Origin of the sequence: Paenibacillus paludis (genome assembly GCF_042610515.1) — a bacterium.
Lineage (GTDB): Bacteria > Bacillota > Bacilli > Paenibacillales > Paenibacillaceae > Paenibacillus_AQ.
In genome coordinates this window covers 1-20,884 of sequence record NZ_JBGJZP010000015.1, presented here as the reverse complement: position 1 = coordinate 20,884, position 20,884 = coordinate 1, and the positions used below count along the sequence as shown (strand labels likewise).

8 protein-coding genes and 1 pseudogene are annotated in these 20,884 nt (G+C 49.6%); 8 read left to right on the top strand and 1 reads right to left on the bottom strand.

All coding sequences use genetic code 11. The features are described from left to right. Nucleotides 1-597 precede the first annotated feature (597 nt). Nucleotides 598-8,190, top strand: coding sequence for a pullulanase (locus ACAN56_RS24185; RefSeq protein ID WP_379146033.1), 7,593 nt, complete (start codon nt 598-600; stop codon nt 8,188-8,190). Between the two features lie 94 nt (nt 8,191-8,284). Here ACAN56_RS24185 and ACAN56_RS24180 read toward each other — a convergent pair whose 3' ends face one another. Beyond that, nucleotides 8,285-10,030 (bottom strand): alpha-glycosidase, encoded by a 1,746-nt coding sequence (locus tag ACAN56_RS24180; RefSeq protein ID WP_379146031.1) that lies wholly within the window; start codon nt 10,028-10,030, stop codon nt 8,285-8,287. A 780-nt stretch (nt 10,031-10,810) separates the two neighbouring features. Between ACAN56_RS24180 and ACAN56_RS24175 the strand changes: the two genes are divergently transcribed. The 7 genes and pseudogenes from ACAN56_RS24175 to ACAN56_RS24145 all read left to right on the top strand — a co-directional run. Then, on the top strand, nt 10,811-12,148 hold the full coding sequence (locus tag ACAN56_RS24175; RefSeq protein WP_038588489.1) for a sugar ABC transporter substrate-binding protein: 1,338 nt from the start codon (nt 10,811-10,813) through the stop codon (nt 12,146-12,148). A 106-nt stretch (nt 12,149-12,254) separates the two neighbouring features. Further along, nucleotides 12,255-13,571 (top strand): carbohydrate ABC transporter permease, encoded by a 1,317-nt coding sequence (locus ACAN56_RS24170; RefSeq protein ID WP_038588492.1) that lies wholly within the window; start codon nt 12,255-12,257, stop codon nt 13,569-13,571. Continuing rightward, a complete protein-coding gene (locus tag ACAN56_RS24165) occupies nt 13,568-14,413 on the top strand; it encodes a sugar ABC transporter permease (protein WP_038588495.1) in 846 nt (281 codons plus the stop codon). The genes ACAN56_RS24170 and ACAN56_RS24165 overlap by 4 nt, the downstream gene beginning before the upstream one ends. A 259-nt stretch (nt 14,414-14,672) precedes the next feature. Continuing rightward, entirely contained in the window at nt 14,673-16,784 is a 2,112-nt protein-coding gene (locus ACAN56_RS24160; protein WP_379146029.1) for a methyl-accepting chemotaxis protein, read from the top strand. A gap of 247 nt (nt 16,785-17,031) precedes the next feature. Next, nucleotides 17,032-17,730 carry a thioesterase II family protein gene (locus tag ACAN56_RS24155; protein ID WP_038588501.1) on the top strand — a complete coding sequence of 233 codons (699 nt, stop codon included), beginning with the start codon at nt 17,032-17,034 and terminating at the stop codon, nt 17,728-17,730. Nucleotides 17,731-17,886: 156 nt separating this feature from the next. Then, entirely contained in the window at nt 17,887-20,511 is a 2,625-nt protein-coding gene (locus tag ACAN56_RS24150) for a non-ribosomal peptide synthetase (RefSeq protein WP_379146028.1), read from the top strand. Further along, nucleotides 20,397-20,884: pseudogene (locus tag ACAN56_RS24145) on the top strand (AMP-binding protein); the annotation flags it as partial. The gene ACAN56_RS24150 and the pseudogene ACAN56_RS24145, both read left to right, overlap by 115 nt.

The following is a 20,884-nucleotide window of genomic DNA, read 5'->3' as shown; positions in this document are numbered from 1 at the left end:
AAATAGACAAAGTCTTTCTAAAGGCCCTTTAGAGCCGATTTGGGAATAAGGGCTAGAACCTTCGCTTAAAATTTGCACATTTCCACAAATGAAATGGAAAAATATAAGAAATATTTGTATTTTGATGTAAAAATGCTGCCGGGTAAGCTGAAATGTAAAGTCATAAAATGCGCAAACGGTTTTTCTTTAAAACTCTTACGCTACATATGTTTATTTTATTGATGATGCAAATCTGTGCAAAAAATGGCATTACTGCAGACCCATTAGTATGAACTCTCTGTCCCGGCTGACGGGTGGTTTAGCAATTTATTTTTTTGGTTGACAACAAGTTGAGACTAAGATTAGTATGTTAAACAAGGTATAAAAGCGCTTACAAGTGCTTATTTTGTGCACCATGTCTGCTGCACAAAATAAAGTTTGCAGTGAATGTGTAGGGTTGTTATTTTTGCAAACGTTTGCGCAATGAATTCAAAATTGAAATCTATAAGGGGGTGTCATTCCATCAGGCTTTAGAAGCATGAAATGTTGGATCAAGGAATAAGAAATCAGTGTTTTCTCTGTTCAGGAATCGAATGCAAATATGGGGGGATTGAAGGAATGAGATTGGCTTTATGGGGTAAAAAGGCTTTTGCCATTAGTATGATCCTTATTCTTGTGTGCTCTTACTTTACAGGGTACACGGCAAAAGTGGATGCAGCCACATCCAAAGTCGTGCTTGTAGGCGACCTCCAGTCAGAACTGTCTGCTGGTTCAGGGCAAGTGGATGACTGGTCACCAGATGCAACAGTCACTCAGATGACCTACACAAACAATGGTACTTATGTCTTTACAGGCACGCTGCCGGCAGGGACCTATAAGTACAAGGTAGCCCTTAACGGCACCTGGGACGAAAGCTATGGATACAGCAGTTATACCCATACTGAAGGAACCGATGACGGCGGCAACATCGTGATTACGTTGGCTGCTGAAACAACGGTTACCTTCTATTTCAACGAGATTACCAAAAAAATTGCCGACTCGACGTATTACTCGCCAATCGCAGACAACAGACTGCCGCGGCTGGTGGGTACTCTGCAAAGTGAGCTTGGCGATGCGGGCGATTCCTCGCCAGCCGACGCGAAGACGACATTGTCCGATCCGAACTTTGACAATGTATATGAGCGGACGGCTGATCTTTCTAAAGGCGACTATTCGTACAGCGTCTTTGTGCCGGGAGCAACCCCGCAGGAGGATAAGTCTTATCCTGAGCATGAACAGGCCTTGAATCTGCCGGCGGATCTGCCGGTCACCTTCAAATACAACGCGGCGGATCATGCTGTCAGTGCCAAATTTACGGCTCCGGTTGTTCCGGGTAACAATGCCCCTGTACCCGATGGGCATATGCGGGTTCACTACCAACGTACAGCCGGTGATTATGCGGATCAGGGTTTATGGCTCTGGGATGATGTAGCTGTACCTTCCTCCGGATGGCCGGCGGGTGCCACGCCATTCCCTGAAGGTCAAACTGATTCTTATGGGGCGTATACCGACGTGCCGCTTAAGGCAGGAGCCAAAAAAGTCTCCTTCTTAGTCGTCAACCGCAACAATGAGGCCAAAGACGGCGGCGACAAGCTGTTCACAATCAATACTCCGCAAGCTAATGAAATCTGGATCAAGGAAGGTTCGGATCAGGTGACGCCGTATGAGCCGGCAGTAATTCCTGCGAATACCGTCCGGATTCATTACATGAGAGGCGACAATCATCAAAGCCAGTACGGTTTATGGCTGTGGGATGATGTCGCAACAGCACCGGTTAACTGGCCGTCGGATGCTGCTCCGTTTCTCCCTGAGAATGTGGACCGCTTCGGTGCGTATATCGATATTCCGCTGAAAGAAAATGCCAAGAAAATTGGCTTCCTTATCGTTAACCCGACAAACGAGGACAAGGACGGCGGCGATAAAGCTTTCAGCCTGCTGGACCGTTACAATCAGCTGTGGGTAAAGGAAGGGGATAACAATGTCTATGTTTCTCCGTTCGGGGAACAACCGGTAGGACTCGTGTCGGCTGAAGTACTATCGACCAGCAAAATCCTTCTGGGCTTCACCTTAACCGACGGTTTAGATGCTGCTGCATTAAAAGCTGGAATTACCGTCAAGGACAAAGAAGGTACAGCTGTCCCGGTAAATGCAGTAACCATTAAGAGCCCGACTTCCATTGAGGTGGATACAGCAGCTTTTGATCTGGGTAAAACGCCGTTGAGTGTATCTTTTTCTGGCAAAACGGTGTCCGCTTCCGGCGGCTGGAGAATGATCGATGAAATGTACAATTATACAGGGGACGACCTTGGGGCTGAGTATAATGCGGCTGAGAAGTCGGCCACGCTCAAGTTATGGGCTCCTGTGGCCAGTTCTGTTGTAGCAAATGTGTACGATAAGAGTGATGCTACCAAACTTGTCGGCCATATCAGTCTGACTAAGGGCGAACAAGGCGTTTGGTCTGCGAAGCTGAAGGCGTCTGATTTAACCGGCGCTCCCGGGGAGTCAGATGTAAGCGGATACTATTATCAATATGAAGTTACCAATGACGGGGTTATGAAGCAGGTGCTTGATCCGTACGCCAAGTCCATGGCCGTGTTCACTGTGGATACCACAGGTGCTGCGGGCGCTGGCGGAGATACAGTGGGTAAAGCAGCCATCGTTGACCTGAGCCGGACCAATCCGGCTAACTTCCATGAGGCAGATATCGCCGGTTATGAACAACGCGAGGATGCCGTCATTTATGAAGTCCATGTCCGTGATTTCACGTCGGATATTTCAATCGAAAGCAGTCTCGGAGGCGAACGCTGGGGCTCCTATGCCGCTTTTGAGAAGAAGCTGGATTATATTAAATCTTTGGGCGTAACCCATATTCAGCTGATGCCTGTAATGGCATGGTATTACGGCGACGAGACGAAGATGGGGCAAAGAGAAAGTGAATATTCAGCGCAAAATAATCAGTACAACTGGGGATATGATCCGCATAGCTACTTCTCCCCGGATGGCGCATATTCACAGAATCCTGCCGATCCAGAACTGCGGATCAAGGAACTTAAAGGGCTTATCGACGCAGTGCATGAGGCCGGGATGGGCGTCGTTCTGGATGTTGTCTATACCCATATGGCGAAGAAGGAATTCTTGAACGATGTCGTGCCTAATTATTATGCGTTCCAGGATGCAAACGGCAACTTTATCGGCGGTTTCGGCAACAACCTGGCGACAAACCATAAGATGGCGGAGAAGCTGATGGTGGATTCCGTCAAATACTGGTTCAGTGAATACAAAATCGACGGCATGCGCTGGGACATGATGGGCGATGCCACGGCAGATGCTGTGCAGGCTGCCTATGATGCAGCAGCAGCCATTAACCCGCAGGCGCTGTTCATCGGCGAGGGCTGGAAAACGTTCGGCGGAGCCGCTTCCGATCCTTCTCTTGCAGGTAAAGGCGCGGATCAGGATTGGATGAATAAGACGGATAGTGTCGGCGTATTCTCCGATGAATTCCGCAATGAATTGAAATCAGGTTATGGTTCGGAAGGTGAACCAAGGTTTATTACGGGCGGGGCACGTTCCATTGAGACGATTCTGGACAATATTAAAGGCCAGCCGTCCAATATCCCGGCGGATGATCCGGGGGATATCGTGCCGTACATTGAAGCCCATGACAATCTGACACTGCATGATGTAATTGCGCAGTCCATCAAGAAGGATCCGGCAATTCCCGGGAACGAGCTGGAAATACAGAAGCGGATCAGGCTCGGAAACATGCTGGTATTCACTTCCCAGGGTACCTCCTTCCTGCAGGCAGGCCAGGAGTATGGACGCACCAAGCAGTGGAAGGCAAATACTATTCCTGAGCAAAAAGCTACAGAGCTAAAGGACGCAAACAATAATTCATTCGGGTATTTCATTCATGATTCCTATGATTCATCGGATGCGGTCAACATGTTCGATTGGTCCAAGGTAACCGATGAAGTGAACTTCCCGGTGCAGAACATGACCAAAGATTATACCTCAGGCCTCATTAAGCTGAGAAAGTCTACAGATGCATTCCGTCTGGGCGACATGAGTCTGGTGGATTCTAATGTCAGCCTGATTCCGGCGCCGGAAATGAAGGAGACCGGTCTTGTGATCGGGTACAAGAACAAGGCCACTGATGGCACCGGCATCTATTATGTGTTCATGAATGGCGACAATGTATCACGAACGCTGACACTTTCCGAGGATTTAACAGGCGGCAGCGTACTGGTTGATGATGACGAAGCGGGTACTGAAGTTATCCCTGCTGCAGCCCAGTCCGGTTTTGCATTAACGGCTACGTCCATTGAACTGCAGCCGTTGACTGCTGTAATTATCAAGATGGATGCCGCAGCAGCTGTGCTGAGTTCTCTGGAAACGGACAGCAGCAGCTACTCACTGCAAATTGGCAGCACACATCAATCGGTTGTATATGCCAAATATGATGACGGCAGCAAACGGTCGGTTACGAATACTGCCACCTATATTTCCGATAAACCGGAAGTGGCTGCCGTTACAAGCAAAGGTCTCGTAAAGGGGCTCAAGGCTGGAACAGCCAATCTTACCATTACCTATGGCGGAAAAACAACGAAGGTAACCGTGAAGGTAACGAAAGAGCCGGTGGATAGCAAACGTTATGTCCAATTGACCTATGTCCGTGACGACAAGGATTATACGGATTGGAATCTCTGGATATGGAACACTGGAGTTAAAAATGATCAAATTGATTTCACAACGTTTAAGGATGGTAAAGCCAGTGTTCTGATTGAGGTGGCGCCAAATGCCACAAGCGTGGGCTTCGTACTGCGCAAAGGAACGGACTGGAATACGGGCAAACAAGACTACCCGGATGACCGTGTTATTCCGCTTACCCCGGGTGAAAATTTCACAAAGGTCATTGTGACCAGTATGGTGAAGGAGCTTGACATCAAGCCGGTTATTAGCGGTCCGGTCATGAAGGACGGAACGATTACCTTCAAGTACCGTGATGACGAGCTTTTCCGCGGCGGCAACCTGGAATCTATCAGCGAGGCCAAAGTGAAAGTAAACGGCAAAGAATACCCGATGGTGTATGATCCGTCGAGTGAGTGGTTCAGTTATCAACTGACTGGCGTGGAGGAAGGAACGTATAAGTATACCTTCCTGATCACTAAGGATGGAGTTACTGAAGAACTCACCGATCCGAAAAATACGGTGAACGGTGAATCGGTTGCCGTATATCACCGTCCAGACGTTACAGTCAGTGCAAAAGTTCAACCGGAAGCTGTCACATCGAGTGAAAATGCAATTGTGACGGTCAGTGCAGCCTCCGAAGAAGCTGTAACCTATACGCATGGATTCATGGATCTGACTGCCATTGGGGGTCCAAGCGAAGTGAAGCTCGATACCGGGCTCATGAAACAGACCATTGCGGTGAAGGATACCGTAGCCGCGGGCATCAAAACCATTCCGGTCACGCTTATTGACCAGTACGGAAATACGCATAAAGGCAGCACCTCCATTGAAGTGAAAGCCAGAACCTATACGGGAGCCAAGCTGGATTTCGATTGGGATGAGGCACGGATCTATTTTGCCCTGACCGACCGCTTCAAGGATGGTGACCTCACCAACAATGAGAACGTCGATAAAACACATCTTGAAGCCTACCACGGCGGAGACTTCCGCGGGATGATCAACAGTCTGGATTACCTTCAACAGCTGGGGATCAACACGCTCTGGATCACGCCGATTGTCGACAACATTGATTTCAATAAGGGGGTTGATTTCGGCGGTACCCAGCATGCTTACCATGGATACTGGGCCAAGGATTTCACCCAGCTGGATGAACATCTTGGCGATATGGCGACCTTCCGCGAACTGATTGAGAAGGCACATGACAAGGGTATAAAAATCATGGTAGACGTTGTGCTGAATCATGCAGGCTACGGTTTGAAAGCAGAGGATAACTATCCGACCGTTACCGCAGAGGATAAAGCGCGCTTTGACGGCATGCTCCGTACGGACGGTATATCGGCCGATACTGACCCGATCAAGGGAGAACTTGCCGGCTTGCCGGACTTCAAAACGGAAGATCCTGCAGTTCGTGCGAAAATTATTGAGTGGCAAACGGGCTGGCTGGACAACGCACGGACAGCGCGTGGCGATACCATCGACTATTTCCGTGTGGATACCGTTAAGCATGTGGAAGATACGACATGGAAAGCATTCAAAAATGCGCTGACGGCGATTGATCCCGACTTCAAACTGGTCGGTGAATACTACGGAGGCACCATTGACAGCGATGGCGGCATGCTGCAAACCGGGCAAATGGACGGCTTGCTGGATTTCGGCTTCAAGAATGCGGCAAGAGATTTCACGAACGGCAAAATCAGTGATGTGGATGCTTACCTGCAGGACCGTGAATCGAAGATTGACAATACCCGGATGATGGCTCAGTTCCTGAGCAGCCATGATGAGAACGGCTTCCTGTCCGACTATGTAGGCGGGGACAAAGGCAAGCTTAAGATCGCTGCCGCCCTGCAGATCACGGCTAAAGGACAGCCTGTCATTTATTACGGGGAAGAACTTGGACGTTCGGGCAGAAATGCCGGAGACATGTCGAAGGGAGAATTCAGCGAGAACCGTTCGGATATGCCGTGGGATCAGCTTACTGCAGAGCAGGGTCTTCACGATCACTATCAGAAGCTGCTGAATATCCGTGCCAAATACTCTGCGGTATATTCCAAAGGTATACGTACGAAGCTGGCAGGTTCGGATGAACTGGGATATTTAGCTTTTGACAAGCAGTATGGTTCCCAGAATGTTGTGACGCTCATCAACACCAGCACCAAGGCTGTAACTGTAAGTATTCCGGTGCCGTTCACAGCATTTGCTTCTGTCCAAGATGAGTATAGCGGCAGAACATATGCCGTATCGGCCGACCGGAAAGTAACGCTTGAGCTCCCGGGAAGAGATGAGGGAGGAACAGTTATTCTGGCGGTGGTATCTGAGGGTACGCCGGGACCCGCACCCACTCCGACACCGACACCAGCACCAACGCCAACAACAACTGCAGATCCGCAAAGCATTGGGGTAGACAGTTTGAAAAACGGCAAGGATGGCAAGGTGGAAGTGCGGGTTGCTGCAGGCAAGCAATCAGTGCTCATACCGATTCAGGCAGCGGGCGTCCTCGGAACAAATGATTTGGTGCTTCATATGGGCGGCATTTCTGTAACCCTGCCTAGTGCAGTGCTGAGCGGGATTCAAGGAAGCTTGTCCGGGACTGAGGGGGAAGGTGCGCACATTCTGTTCGCAACCAGTCCGCTTCAAGGCAATGCGGCAGACACCTTCCTGGCCGGGCTGAAGCTTCAGGATACCAGAGTGACCGCTGCATCGGATGTATATGAGTTTACACTGCATATTGTCAAAAAAGACGGCACCCGTATTCCGGTTACGACCTTTAAAGCGCCGGTTACGCTTGCTTTCAAGATTACCGGCAATCCGGATAAAGATCTGCTCGGTATCTATGTTCTGGGCGATAGCGGAAGTGTGGCATATGCGGGGGGAACCTTGAACGGGAATGTCATTACGGCACAAGTTACGCATTTCAGCAAATATGCGGCACTTGAGCTCGACAAGACCTTTAAGGATGTTCCGGCAGCCAATTGGGCGGCAGCGGCAATTAAATCGCTTAGCGCCAAACAAATCGTTACGGGTGTTACCTCTTCCGAATTCAAACCAAAGAGCAATGTCAGCCGCGCGGAATTTACCGCACTGCTGGTTCGTGCGCTTGGTGTGACTGCGGAAGGTCAGGCTGCATTCACTGATGTGAAGCCTGATGCCTGGTACTCTTCGTACGTGGCAACAGCAGTAAGCCGGGGAATTGTGACCGGACGAAGCCAAGAGAGCTTTGCGCCAAATGCTGCCATCAGCCGCGAGGAAATGGCCGTTATGGTTATTCGTGCGTTGGAAGTCAAACAAGGTAAGAAGGTTGAGGTGGCCTCCGGGACAACCCGGTTTGCAGATGCTTCCGGCATCAGTGCCTGGGCGGGCTCTTATGTAAATGCCGCTGCAGAGCTGGGGTTAGTGCAAGGAAAAGCCGATCATAAGTTTGCTCCCAAAGAGCTGATGACCCGCGCTGAAAGCGCACAAGTGATCTACAATCTGCTTGGCAAATAAATAGCCACATAACGAAAACGGCACTCTTCATCGCGAAGAGTGCCGTTTTTTATTTATGAATGATATCAGGTCTGGATTGAATTGATGGAGCTTGTTATACTACCGCCTTAATGACGGTATAGCCGTATGCTGGCAGCTTAACGGACAGCTTGCCGCGCTCAGCGCGCAAGGATTCGCCGGTGAACAGGTTCTCCCATTGACGTTCTTCTACGCCAATGTGGAAAGTCTGGCCTGTCCCTTCTGTGTTCATCAGTACGATGATAATATCATCGCCAAGACTGCGTTCATAAGCAAGCTTGCTGCCCTGCGGGGCCGCCTCCAGGAAGGTGAGAGCGCCGGTGCGGAGTGCAGGATGGCTGCTGCGGATCTCAATCAGCTTGCGGAAAAAGCTGAACAGCTCGCGGTCCTGCTTCTCGGGATCCCACTCCATGCATTTGCGGCATCCCGGATCGCCTTCGCCATCCATGCCAATTTCAGCGCCGTAGTAGATGCACGGCGTGCCCATAAAGGTGAACTGGAACAATGTGGCCAGTTTCAGCTTGTTCTTGTCTCCTCCGGCCAAGGTCAAGAGGCGCGGTGTATCATGGCTGTCCAGCAGATTGAAGGCCACTTCACTGGCCTGCAGCGGATAACGCGACAGCTGCTTGCCGATGGCATTGGCAAAACCTTCGGCGTCAAGCGTGCCGGAGACGAAGAAATCAATTACGGCATCGGTGAACGGATAGTTCATTACCGCATCGAATTTATCACCTTCCAGCCAAGGGGCAGATTCATGCCAGATTTCACCCAAAATATAAGCTTCGGGATTTGCGCGTTTTACTACTTTGCGGAAGTCGCGCCAGAATTCATGATCGACCTCATTGGCAACGTCCAGACGCCAGCCGTCAAGGCCTACCTCACGAATCCAGTATTCAGCTACATTCAGCAAATATTCTTTAACTTCAGGATTCTCTGTATTCAGCTTTGGCATCAGCGGTTCGAAGGCAAAGGAATCATAATTCGGGATGTTGTCCACCACTTGCAGCGGGAATTCACGGACATGGAACCAGTCCTTGTAGCGGGAGTTTTCACCGTTCTCCAGCACATCAACGAATGGGGCAAAGGTTCTGCCCGAATGATTGAACACGGCGTCCAGCAGCACGCGAATGCCGCGTTCATGGCAGGCATCGACGAGTTTTTTGAGTGTCTTCACATCACCGAAATGCGGATCAACCTTCATATAGTCCTCTGTATCATACTTATGGTTGGTAGTAGCCGCGAAGATAGGAGTGAAATAGATGCCGGTAATGCCAAGCTCGGTCAAATGATCCAGATGGTCAATGACTCCTTGAAGATCTCCGCCAAAGAAATTTTCCGGTGTAGGCGTACCGCCCCAAGGCTGCACATTCTCGGGATTCAGACTGGGATCACCGTTCGCAAAGCGCTCCGGAAAGATCTGATAGAAGACAGCGTCCTTCACCCATGCCGGTGGTGCGAACACATCTACAGGGTTTATGTACGGAAATTCAAACAGCCGGTTCGGATTCGCCGGACGTTCTGTCTGAAAGTCGCTTTCCGTCATCCAGATTCGCTCATGACCTTTTTGCAGCAGGAAACCGTATTTCAGCCTGCGGTACAGGGGAACCGACTCGCATTCCCAATAATCAAACATCGCATCTGAAGTGAAAAGCTTCATCGGAATCAATTCTTTAGTAGCATCCCAGGCATATTTATCGCCGGCCCAGGCGAACACCTCTGTCAAATCTCCCTTTTTGGCACGTAGACGAAGATGGATGGTTTGGCGGTCATAGGCATAAGACCAATTCAAGCGCGGACGGTGGTATACAGCTTCCAATAACATGATAATTCCTCCTAAAAAGTTGGTTTGTGTTGTGGAATCCCAATGCAGAACTAAGACGGTGCATTATGCGCAATTTGCATGAAGTGGATATATAAGGAACTTAAGGGGTGATATACGGACATGTGCCCGCAGTGCGCAAACATTGTGCCACGATTGCACAATATCGCCCTTACATTCGCCCATAGCAAAGAGGCACAACCGCCGCCGAAGAGATAGTTCCGAGGTTGTACCTGTGTCAAGTAACATTGCCTTTTAGTTATAAAAGAACAAAGGGCGGATGCTTCTGCTGCTTCCAACAGATCAAGCTGCTCATAATGGTTTGGATTATAGCACGGAATAAATAGCCGTTCAATACTATTGTTCAAACCATTGCACAATTATTCACTTGCGATCAGGCGCTTTTACGGTGACCCAATTTTCAAGAAATTCATTAGAGGAGATAAGTGTGGCTATAAATTGTTAATAAAAACAAATGATTGACTTGAGATTGAAGAAAACAAAAGAAAATAAGAGTAATCTTGCGAATAAGGGATATATTGTATTATGATCATGGATAAATAGCCGAAAATGGACGAATACACCATGTGCAAACGTTTTAACAATTAAGATTCCTGTTGTATTATAAATTAAGTAATGAAGCGCTTTCTAGAACTTGACTAAAGCGGATACAGAAGGTTGAAAGAATAAAACAGACATTTTTTTTGGATCTTCTGAAATCGTTTGCGCAAGTTCTGCAGTATCATTGTTGGCAAGCGTACACAAATTAGGAGGGGTTAAAGCATGAAGTTGAAAAAGCTTATGGTTCTTACCGCCGCAGCGTCTATGGCACTTTCTGTTACTGCCTGCGGATCTAACAACAACGGAAATAACGGGGGCAGCAACTCAACCGCAACGAACGCACCATCAGAAAGCACGGCTCCGGCCGGAAACGCAGGCACAGACAACACTGGCGCCGAAACCACACAAATCACCCCAGAAGATGGCGCGACCCTGACCGTATGGGAAAGTAAGGAAGAAAGAGCCTTTACAGACGCAATCGCGAAGGAATTCACTGAAAAATACAATGTTCCGGTAAAAATTGAAGAGTTGTCACCGGTACAGCAAGTTACCAAGCTGTCCCAAGACGGTCCTTCCGGTTTGGCTGCCGACGTTATTCTGATTCCGCATGACAACCTGGGCAGAGCAGCAAGCGCACAGCTTTTGCTTCCAAACGATGTGTTCGAGCAAGAAACAGTAAAGAACAATACAGAATCCTCGATTACCGGTGCCAGCTATGACGGTCTCCTGTACGGCTACCCGCGTGCAGCTGAAACTTATGCTTTGTACTACAATAAGTCTCTTGTTACTGAAGCGCCTAAGAGCTTTGATGATGTACTCACCTTCGGCAAAACCTTCACCGACAAATCCAAAAACCGGTATGGAATCATGTGGGAAGTCGGCAACATGTATTTCGACTATCCGTTCATCGCTTCCAACGGCGGTTATCTCTTCGGGGATAACGGCACGAACAAAGACGATATCGGGATCAATACCGACGGCGCAATCCAAGGCTTGAGTGAATTTAAGAAACTGAAAGAAATTCTGCCAATCAACAGTGGCGATATTAACCCGGATATTAAGCGCAGTCTCTTCAACTCCGGCGATGTCGCAATGGATATCAACGGACCTTGGGAACTGGCCGGATACAAAAAGGCTCTGGGCGACAATCTGGGACTGGCACCGCTGCCGACTGTCGGTGGAAAAACTGCCATCTCCTTGGCCGGCTTCAAGATCTTCGCGGTTAACGCGTATACGCAATATCCAAATGCCGCCAAGCTCTATGCTGAGTTCGCTTCCAGCAAGGATGCCCAGCTTAAGCTGAACAAACTGGTCGGATCGATTCCAACCAACTTGGAGGCTCTGGAAGACCCGCAAATCAAGGATGACCCTTATGTATCCGTTTTTGCTGAACAGGCTAACAACTCCCAGCCAATGCCTTCCATTCCTGAAATGGGCAATGTGTGGAGTCCTGTAAATGCAGCCCTGCCGGAAATCTGGGACAAAGGCGTAGACCCTAAGACTGCAATGGACAAAGCAGCCCAACAGATCAAAGATCTGAACAACGGCGCTTCGAAGTAAACATCTGCAGGTCTATTCCAACAGAATATTTATGAAATCAAATCACCCGCCGCCTGGTAGCGGCGGGCGATTCTCTGATTTCCCAGGAGAGGAGAACGGAAGGGAAATGCAGCGACACCATACTAGAACAGCAACGATACTGTCTACATTGTTTATGGGATTGGGACAAATATATAACCGCCAATTTATCAAAGGTTTTATTTTTTTGATTGTAGAGGCATTAAGCTTAACTTACTTTATTGAGAAGCTGGGACGGGCGTTCTGGGGTATCGTTACCTTGGGTACAACCTCCCAACATTTTGAGAAGGTCAAAGGGATTGCCAAGTTGGTCAAAGGTGATCATTCTATATTTATTCTAATTCAGAGTTTGATTACAATTATATTCTTTGTTCTGTTTCTGCTTGCGTGGTATATGAACATTAAAGATGCCCGAAAGACTGGAGCTGCGCGAGACGCAGGCCAAACTCCGGCTACATTTAAACAGAGCATCCGTTATATCCTCGATTACAAGTTTGCGCAGACATTTCTTATTCTGCCGTCTGTAGGTATTCTGCTATTTACAGTAATGCCGATCATCTTCATGATCATGCTGGCATTTACGAACTATGCTGCGCCTAACCATATGCCTCCGGCCAAGCTGGTGGATTGGGTTGGCTTTGAAACATTCCGTAATCTGGTGGTACTTAAATCATGGAGCCAGACCTTTTACGGGGTACTTACTTGGACTATTATCTGGGCGATCTTGTCCACGGTTACTACCTATTTCGGCGGCATGCTGGTCGCGATGCTGGTCAGTCAGCAAGGCATTCGTTTCAAGGGCTTCTGGAGAGCCATTCTGATTGTTCCATATGCTATTCCGCAGATGATCTCCCTTCTGCTCATGCGTAACCTGTTCAACGGCCAGTTTGGTCCGATTAACCAATATCTAAAATTTTTCGGGCTCGGTGGCCTTCCTTGGTTAACGGATCCATTCTGGGCCAAAGTAACGGTTATCGTGGTTAACTTGTGGGTCGGTATTCCGGTATCCATGCTGCTGATTATGGGGGTTCTGACAACGATTCCGCGCGATATGTATGAAGCGGCCGAAGTGGATGGGGCGACCAACTACCAGAAATTCCGCATCATAACATTGCCTATGGTGCTGTTCTCGACGGCGCCTACACTGATTGCCCAGTTTGCAGGCAACATCAATAACTTTAATGCGATCTTCCTGTTAACAGCCGGTAATCCCCCAAACGGGGATTATCAGTACGCCGGTTCCACCGACTTGCTCGTGACGTGGCTTTACAAGCTCACGCTTGACCAGAACAAATATAACATGGCATCTGCGGTCGGAATCATTATCTTCTTGATCGTAGCCAGCTTCTCGCTTTACAATTACCGGCGGTCGAAATCATTCCAGGAGGAGGACATGATCCAATGAGCGGAGCAAAAATTAAAACAAAAATACGGCTCGGATTAAGTTATTTGATGTTGCTGATTCTGTCTGTTGCAGCACTCTATCCTGCCATTTGGATTCTGTTATCGTCGCTGCGGCCGGGCAAATCCCTTTACAGTAAAACACTGATTCCTGAAACGTTTACGCTTGAACATTACCGGGCGCTATTCTATGATAACACCCTGCTGTTCCCTACCTGGTGGCTTAATACGTTTAAGATTGCCTTGTTCTCAATGATCCTGGGCGTTTTCTTGACATTGCTTACAAGCTATGCAGTTTCCCGGTTCAGATTCAAGGCGCGCAAGACCACCATGTCCGGACTGCTGGTGCTTGGAATGTTTCCAGGCTTCATGAGTATGATTGCCATCTATTTGCTGCTGAAAGAGTTTGATCTGCTGGATAAACATCTGGCTCTGATTATCGTATATGCAGCCGGTGCTCCGCTAGGCGGGACCCTAATCGCGAAAGGGTTCCTCGATACGATACCGCGTTCGCTGGACGAAGCTGCCCGCATTGACGGAACAAGTAACTTTGGAATCTTCTGGAGAATTATTCTGCCTCTGTCGAGACCGATGATTACCTACATGGCGCTTACCCAATTTGTCGGACCGTGGGTTGACTTTATCTTTGCAAGACTCATTCTGCGGACCAAGGATAAATGGACCGTTGCCGTCGGTATGTGGGACATGGTGGACTCGAATCAGAACTCCAATTTCACGACTTTTGCTGCAGGCGCTGTACTGATCTCTATTCCGATCATGATTCTCTTTGGCTTCCTGCAAAAATTGCTCGTCGAAGGGTTGACGGCTGGGGCGAGCAAGGGGTAATCTGGCCCTTTGCCACTTTGCACGATTTAACGAAAACAAGGTACAGCCTTCATTTGACTGCGAAGGGTGTACCTTGTCTTATGTATTTTTATTTAATTTAGGGGTTTAATAGCGGGGCCCTTGCAAAGGATCTGAACCGGCATCCAGGCAAATCACCACTTTGTGGAGTTATTCAGGGCCTTCAGCTGGGCACCTGATTAGGCTTCAAGGATAAAACCCACTAATGTGGCGTTATTTTATTCTATGGGAGAGTAGACTTATGAAACGGCAGCGAAGCCTGCATCTGCAATCGGTTGGCGTCAAATTATTTGTAATCCTGTTCAGTACCATTCTGTTGTTGTCCTCCGTGCTTGGTTTGACTTCTTATTACGCCGCCAAAGGTATTATTACCGATGAAGTAGCTGCTGCTTCATCGCAAGCGATTGTCCAGGCCGCTGATAAACTGGATTTCCTCTTTGTCGAGTATGAAGCGCTCTCGCGGCAATTTGCCGTAGATCAGGCGCTCAAGGCAGATCTGGAGGCGGTAAATGATCCCGGTATCGGGATCGTGGCTAAGGTTGCCGCCGAAGGGCGTATCAGCAGCAAGCTGGATGCAGTCAAAAGCTCCGATGAGCGTCTATTGGGCATCCGGCTTGTTTCCCGCAGCCTCGCCGAAGTTGAATCTTATAAAACCTCGGGCGTTACGGGGATCCGCACCGATGAAGGGATCCTGGCGAGATTCAAGCAGATTGACGAGGCCAAGGGCAATCCAGTGTGGTTCCCGGTCCGGCCGACGGGTTTCTTCGATACATACTCGGAAGCTTCTCTCACGATGGGACGGCTTCTGCGTAATATGCAAAATCCGCAAGCGGAATATTATATGCTGATTGAGATCAAGCGAAGCTCTCTCAACGACATGTTAGCGAATCTGCGCATCGGAGAAGACGGTGAGCTGCGCATCCTTGATGCTGACCGAGAGGTTGTGTATGCGAAGGATGATGCTCTGCTGGAGCAGACCTCATTCATCAAGCCCTCGAGGGCAGAGGTCGAGCCGCAGCCGGGCCAAGAATTGGATCGTTCCTTTATGGCAGACGATGAAGCCGGAACAGAGCAACTGGCGGTGTACCAGCCGCTGACCACAGGTGGTTGGACACTGCTTGGCTATGCGCCGGTCAGTGATTTCACCAAGTCGGCCGACCGCCTGTTGTACATTACAATGCTCGTAGTATTCGCGGCGGCGCTGATTGCTCTCTTGATCGGCTATGTGCTGGTCCGTCTGATTGGCCGGCCGCTCGGTAAGCTGGCCCTGCTGATGGAGGAAGGGGAGCGAGGCAACCTTAATGTTCGTACCAACTTCAAGGGCCGCGATGAAATCGGCCGGCTTGGACATAGCTTCAACCAAATGATGGAGCAGATTTCCCGGCTGGCCGGCCAGAGCGGCGCTTCGGCGACAGAGGTTCTGGCGACATCCGAACAGCTGGTTCATGCTTCGGCAACGATCTCGGACCACGCCCGTGAGCTGGCGGTAGCCACGGATGAAATTGCCCAAGGTGCTGCCAGTCTGGCGGCGGAAGCCGAGAGCAGCAACCATGATGTGGAGCTGATGGGCGGCAAGATGCATGAGGTGGACCAGATTAACCGGGTAATGGATGCGGCAGCCGAGAAAGTGATCGCAGTCAGCGAGCAGGGAGCGGCGCTGATGAAGACACTGGTTGCACAAAGTGAGTCGACGGTGGAGATGATGCGGCTGATTGAAGAGAATTCGGCCAAGCTGCAGGAAAGCACTCATTTGATCCGCAATATTCTGGCGCCAATGATTGCCATGAACAAGCAGACCAATATTCTGGCGCTTAATGCTTCCATTGAAGCAGTCCGTGCCGGAGCGGCCGGCAGAGGCTTTATTGTTATCGCCGACGAGATCCGTGCCCTGGCCGGCCAGTCCAGCCAATCGATTACCTCCGTCTCGCAAATTACGGAGGAGATCGGGCGGAGTATCGAGGACACCGTCAAGGTGGTGGGCGAGGCCGTGCCGCTGTTCAGCGAGCAGATCGGCTCGGTGCGGGAATCGTCCCAGATTTTCGCGGCTGTACGCAAGGAAATGGAAGACTTCATTGAATACCTGGGTCAATCCTCGGCTGCGGTTTCTGAGTTGACTATTTTCCAGGCACGCCTTGGCGAGTCGATGGGCAGTGTCCGTTCCGTGGTGCAGCAGACCAGTGCATCTACGGAAGAAGTGGCGGCGATGTCTTCCCGGCAATTGACGGTAAGCAGCGAACTGGTGGCGCTGTCCAAGCAGCTGGAGGAACTGGCAGAGAGCTTGAAGCAATCGCTGATATCTTTTCACGGGCAAGCTGAAAATCCGGAAGCGGACAGTCCGGAACAATTGCAGTAGAGTTGTTCCGAAGAACCTCAAAATTAGTTGTGTATCTTTCCAGGCAGGCAGCGGATAGCAGAATTTCAGCATGTTGCCTTACATCAAGATTCCTCTAACCCCGCTGATGCGGGCTGGAGGGGTCTAGTCTGGATATCCTCATTCTAAGTTTAGTAAGTATTACTTCGAACTACCCTGGTTATTTTATTCTAATCAGTTAATTGGGATTTTCTTTCAAATATTAAAAAAAACATGAAAGAGATGGACTATGAAATTATTCTGTATACCTTATGCAGGTGGTTCGGCCTTCTTCTACAGTCAATGGTCAAGCCATTTAAACGGAATCGCTGAGATTATTCCTGTGGAGTTAGCTGGCAGAGGCAGGAGAGTGCACGAGCCGTTTTATCGATCTTTTGAAGAAGCAGTTGAAGATATTACATCGATTATTGTGCCGCAATTAAGTGGAGATCCCTATGGGATTTTCGGGCATAGCTTGGGGGCAATTCTTGCCTATGAAACGATTCATCAACTGAAAAGTAGGGGGTATAAGGAGCCTGATGCCGTTTTTTTCTCAGGAAGATCTGCTCCGCATATACCAGACAAGGATGAAACCATCGTTCACACGCTCCCGGATGAAGAGTTTAAGCGGCACTTAATGGAATTAGGCGGAACGCCGCCGCAGTTTTTTGATAATACGGAATTGATGGATCTTTTTTTGCCTATTATCAGGTCGGATTTCCGGTTGTCAGAGACTCATATGTTCAAAGAAAGAAACAGTAAACTTGGGTGTGACGTCTACATATTCTTCGGTTACAAGGATGACACCCTGTCAGGAGATATAGAAGAGTGGGACCAAGTTTCTGACAACGCTTGCAAGTATGTTGGTTTTGATGGAGATCATTTTTTTATTCATAGTCATTCGCAATTGGTTATAGAGGCTCTTATGAAGGCTCTCAATTTCCGCTAATCGCAGCAAGATGTGTTTTTACAACAAGAACCTATAATCCAGGCCAATCATCATACTGCCTAATTCGACCTCACTTTCTCAGATTGGTTTGCGGTTGCCTTCAGAAGCATGCAGTTCATTCAGAGTCAGCATAATTAATGAGGGGGACTTACTTGTATGAGACCGTTAAGCGGGAGCAAATCTGCATTTCCATTAACGCACGCACAGAAGAGAATTTGGATGATGGAGCAGCATTATCCTGACACTTCGCTCAATAATATAACGCTGTATTTTATTTTTAAAGGAGAAGCGAATTTAGATTGGATTGAAGCAGCCATCCACTATAATCTTAGCAACCACGCAGGCTTTGGATTGCGAATCTCCCGCAACCAGGACGGTGAGCCCTATCAATATTATGTGCCCCATCATAAAACCCCGTTCCCACTAATCGATTTCAGTACTTCAAATAACCCTAATGAGGCGCTTGAGCTTTGGACGCAGCAGCAAGCGGCAATCCCCTTCCAATTCGAGAATAACCCATTATATTACGTAGCCCTCTTCAAAATCAGTGACGATGAGTTCGGATATTTAATCAAGGCACATCACATCATTGCTGATGGATGGTCAGGGCAAGCATGGCTTCAAGATACACTGGCAATTTATGAAAAGCTGGCGAAAGGTGAAAACAATCCGGTTGGCAGGTCCAGCAATTTTCTTGATTTTGCAGATCATGAAGAAAATTATTTAACGTCTAACCGGTACATAAAAGACAAGCAGTTTTGGTTAAACCGTTATCAGGACTATGAGTCCCCCACGATTATGGGAACTTCCAGAGTTGTCACCAGCGATTCGGCCGGAACACGGAAATCATTCCAGCTGAACAAAGAGCTCTCTGACCGGATCAGAGAAAGACTTGATGAGAACCGGGTTTCACTAAACGCCTGGTTTGTCTCGTTAATGCTCGCCTATTTGTATCGGACGACAGGGCAAAGCGATTTAGTAATTGGGACTCCAGTCCTGAATCGTTCCGGAGCGAAAGAAAAATTTGCAATAGGTATGTTTGTAAGTACAATGCCGCTTCGGGTTCAGATCAATGCTATGCAGAGCTTCGACTCGTTTAGCAGGGAAGTACAGCGGGAATTGATGTCATGTTACTTTCATCAAAAATATCCTTACGATAATCTGGTGCAAGAATTAGAACTGCGCAAAAGGGGAATAGATCAGCTATTTTCTGTTGTTGTAAATAATCTTGGCACCAGACTTGTGACGAATTTGGCAAACCTGACTGTAAAAGCGAACGAGGTTTACAATGGGCATCAATTTTATCCATTTCAGCTTATGATTAAAGACTGGTCTCTGACTGGTGAACTCGAATTGGCTTTTGATTACAAAGCTGACCATTCGGATGGAATTGTAGAACAGATATTTAACTCTTTTAATGTCATGCTTCAGGATATCCTTGGGGAGCCTAGTCTCATGATGCAAGATATCCGTCTATTAGATGAAGAGGGGACCCGTCAACTTACAGTTGGATTCAACGACACGGCGGCGGAGTATCCGCGGGAAGCGACAATCCACGGTCTGTTCGAGGAGCAGGTGGAGAAGACGCCGGATGCGGTAGCGGTTGTTTACGGGGAACAGCAGCTCACCTATACGGAGCTGAATGCGCGGGCGAATCAGCTGGCGTGGACGCTGCGCGGGCAAGGTGTGGGGCCGGACCGTATTGTGGCGATCATGGCGGAACGCTCGCTGGAACTGATTGTAGGGATCTATGGCATCCTGAAGGCCGGCGGGGCGTACTTGCCGATCGATCCGGCATACCCGAAAGAGCGCATCCAATACATGCTCGGGGACAGCGGCGCGGAAGCGCTGCTGATTGACGCTGGCCTTGATCCATGCGGATTTGAGGGCGCAGTCATCGAGTTGACTTCCAGAAGGCATGCACAATCCGTGGCTAACCCGCCGCTAGAGCTGGATTCCCGGCATTTGGCGTATGTGATGTATACCTCGGGGACCACAGGCAACCCCAAAGGGGTCATGATGGAGCATCGCGCGGTCATTAACCGCCTGCAGTGGATGCAGAATTGGTACCGCATCGGAGAAGAGGATGTCATTCTGCAGAAGACGCCGATAACGTTCGACGTTTCGGTGTCGGAGCTGTTCTGGTGGGGAATGACCGGGTCCCGGGTCTGCATGCTTTCTCCTCAGGGAGAGAAAGATCCAGCGGTGCTGGCCGAAACCATCGAGCGTCACGGGGTCACGGTGATGCACTTTGTGCCGTCGATGCTGAGCGTCTTCCTGGAGCAGGCCGGGCAAGCATTTAGCCCGGAGAAGCTCGGCAGCTTGCGCCGGGTATTTGCCAGCGGAGAAGCGTTGAAGCCGCAGCATGTGGCCGGGTTCTACAAGTTAATGGAAGGGAGCGGAGCCACGCTTCACAACCTGTACGGGCCGACGGAAGCAGCTGAGGTTTCCTATTTTGATTGCATGCCACTCATCGCGGAAGCGGCGGTGCCGATTGGCAAGCCGCTTGCCAATACGCAGCTGTACATTGTAGATGACGACTTGCAGCTGAAGCCGATGGGCACCGCTGGTGAGCTGTACATCGCGGGGGACGGTCTGGCGAGGGGTTACTTCAATCGGCCGGACCTGACGGCGGAGAAATTCGTGGACAACCCGTTCGAGCCGNGGAGATCACAAGCGGCATCAGCAACATCGGCAAGCCGCTCCCGACGCTGCGGGCCTATATTCTGGGCGAAGGGCAGCAACTGCAGCCGATGGGCGTCGCGGGTGAACTATGTATAGCGGGCGACGGTCTGGCCCGGGGCTATCTGAACCGGCCGGAATTGACGGCGGAGAAATTCGTAGACAACCCGTTCGAGCCAGGGACGCGGATGTACCGGACCGGGGATTTGGCGAGATGGCTGCCGGACGGCAACGTGGAGTACCTGGGCCGGATCGACCACCAAGTGAAGATCCGCGGCTACCGGATCGAGTGCGGGGAGATCGAAGCACAGCTTATGGCGCATGCGCAGATCCGCGAAGCGGTGGTCATGGCCCGCGAGGATGAGCAAGGACAGGCGTACTTGTGCGCGTATCTCGTAAGTGAAGAAGCGGTTCCGGTACCGGAGCTGCGGGCGCAACTGGCAACACAGCTGCCGGATTACATGATCCCGTC

Excerpts from the sequence above, each read along its gene's own strand:
- ACAN56_RS24185 (WP_379146033.1), top strand. The coding sequence starts at position 598 with ATGAGATTGGCTTTATGGGGTAAAAAGGCTTTTGCCATTAGTATGATC.
- ACAN56_RS24180 (WP_379146031.1), bottom strand. The coding sequence starts at position 10,030 with ATGTTATTGGAAGCTGTATACCACCGTCCGCGCTTGAATTGGTCTTAT.
- ACAN56_RS24175 (WP_038588489.1), top strand. The coding sequence starts at position 10,811 with ATGAAGTTGAAAAAGCTTATGGTTCTTACCGCCGCAGCGTCTATGGCA.
- ACAN56_RS24170 (WP_038588492.1), top strand. The coding sequence starts at position 12,255 with ATGCAGCGACACCATACTAGAACAGCAACGATACTGTCTACATTGTTT.
- ACAN56_RS24165 (WP_038588495.1), top strand. The coding sequence starts at position 13,568 with ATGAGCGGAGCAAAAATTAAAACAAAAATACGGCTCGGATTAAGTTAT.
- ACAN56_RS24160 (WP_379146029.1), top strand. The coding sequence starts at position 14,673 with ATGAAACGGCAGCGAAGCCTGCATCTGCAATCGGTTGGCGTCAAATTA.
- ACAN56_RS24155 (WP_038588501.1), top strand. The coding sequence starts at position 17,032 with ATGAAATTATTCTGTATACCTTATGCAGGTGGTTCGGCCTTCTTCTAC.